The 2,307-nt window shown below is 39.8% G+C and carries 1 pseudogene; it reads left to right on the top strand.

The annotated features are described in order from the left end of the window. Nucleotides 1–40: 40 nt before the first annotated feature. A pseudogene (locus tag BVG16_RS32295) lies at nt 41–2,307 on the top strand (non-ribosomal peptide synthetase); the annotation flags it as partial.

Below are 2,307 nucleotides of genomic sequence, written 5' to 3'. Positions count from 1 at the left end.
ATACTGCACTGATCTATATAAGAAAGAAACTGTAGAACTGATGCTCAGTCACTATATCGTGATACTAGAACAGATAGTAGAAAATAGATCTAAACAGATCAAAGAAATAGAAGTGATTACAGAAGAAGAACGCGGCAAGATCCTTGGTGAATTCAATGATACACGGGTTGAATATCCGATGGATAAAACTGTGATCGACCTCTTTGAAGAACAGGTAATGGAAACTCCTGAAAACATAGCGGTGATTTATGAAGAAAAGAAAATCACATATGCTGAGTTAAACAAGAGATCAAATCAACTCGCAAGGAAATTGAGAAAATTAGGGGTAAAGCCAAATGAATTTGTTGCCATAATCTCAGAGCGGAGCATCGAGATGGTCATCGGTATCTACGGCATAATGAAAGCCGGAGGCGCATATGTACCGATCGATCCGGAATTCCCGGAGGAAAGAATTCAATATATGCTGGAGGATTGCAGATCGAAGGCAGTACTGGTATATAATGCAGAGATCAATACGGAATTACCAGTGATCGATCTGTCTGACAAGGATATATATATAGGTGAATCTACAAATCTCCAAAAGGTAAACAAGTCGGAAGATCTAGTATATTGCACGTATACTTCAGGGACAACAGGTAATCCAAAAGGAATACCTGTACGGTACAGAAATGTAGTAAATCTAATAACCTGGTATAAAGACAGGTTTGAGATGAATGAGAGATCCAAAGTCATGCTAATGGCATCCTTAAGCTTTGACTTAACACAAAGAAACATATTTGGACCACATATAAGTGGAGGAACCGTATGCTCATGCGGAGATACTAATGTCTATGATCCAATAAAGATAGTGGAATTTGTAAAAGAACAGGGCATCACAATAATCAATTGTGCGGCAAGTGCTTTCTATGCATTGATCAATGCAGAAAAGCAGAACGGGTATAACGGTCTTAAATCATTAGAAAAAGTATATCTTGTAGGCGAAGCTTTGTTATATGCAAAGCTGGAAGATTATATGTCTTCCAGTAACTGTAAGGCAATAATCGTAAACGGATATGGTCTAACAGAAGATTCTGGAATAGCCAGTACTTATGAAGTAACGAATCAGGCTGTGAATGAATACATAATTCCTATAGGTAAGCCTTTGTATAATAAACAGATGTATATCGTTGAAAATGGGAAGCTTTGCGGAATTGGAGTAAAGGGTGAGATATGCATCTGTGGGGCAGGTGTCACAGATGGTTATTTAAATAATGTGGAGCTGACGGCAGAGAAATTTGTGCCAAACCCATATGGCGAAGGCATGATGTACCGTACAGGAGATCTAGGAAGATGGCTTCCGGATGGTAACATAGAGTACCTAGGACGTATGGACGAACAGGTGAAGATCAGAGGACTAAGAATAGAGCTTGCCGAGATCGAAAGTACGTTAAGGAAGATAGAGAACGTCAAAGACTGTGCAGTCATTGCAAGAGAGGATAAGAACGAAGAAAAGGCAATCTATGCATATATCGTAAGTGAACAGGAGATAAGCGTATCGGAAGTCAGGGATACGCTTGGTAAATCACTGCCAAGTTACATGATACCTTCTTATGTAGGGCAGATAAAGAAGATTCCCGTTACAAGGAATGGAAAACTGGATAAGAGGAAGCTGCCTGTACTAGAAGCAGGCATAGGAAAGGGATATGAAGCACCTCGGAGCGAAACCGAGAAAATGCTATGTGAAATTTATCAAGAGGTCCTGAATGTAGATAGAGTAGGAATAAGCGATGGATTTTTTGAGCTGGGCGGCCATTCCTTAAGAGCAATCAGGGTAATAAACAGGATAGAAGAAGAGACAGGCATTCGGCTAGGCATAAAGGAGATCTTTATCACACCGACGGTAAAGGGGTTAAGTGAAAAGATAGCAAAACAGGGAATCCAGAAATATGAACCGATACCGGAAGCCGAGATAAAGGAATATTATCCGATGTCTTCGACGCAGAAGAGGACCTATTTCATATGCCAAATGGATGATGCAGGAGTGGCCTATAATATGCCACGAGTAATAAGGATGACGGGAGAAGTATGTCCAGAAGCAATTAGAGAAGCAATGCAGGAAATGATAAATCGACATGAGATCCTGCGTACGGAGTTTCTAATGAAAGAAGATGAGCCGGTACAGAAAATCAGAGAAGACGTCATGGCAGACTATAAATATATTGAAAATAGAGAGACAAGCGAAGAAGATATTATAAAAGATTTCATAAAACCGTTTGATTTGGGGAAAGCACCATTATTCAGAHGCTNDGRYANAGTATHNATSSGYAS

This window comes from Paenibacillus selenitireducens, from assembly GCF_002021565.1.
GTDB lineage: Bacteria > Bacillota > Bacilli > Paenibacillales > Paenibacillaceae > Paenibacillus_K > Paenibacillus_K selenitireducens.
Note: the sequence above shows the minus strand (reverse complement) of the source record. Positions and strands in the feature narration are given on the sequence as shown.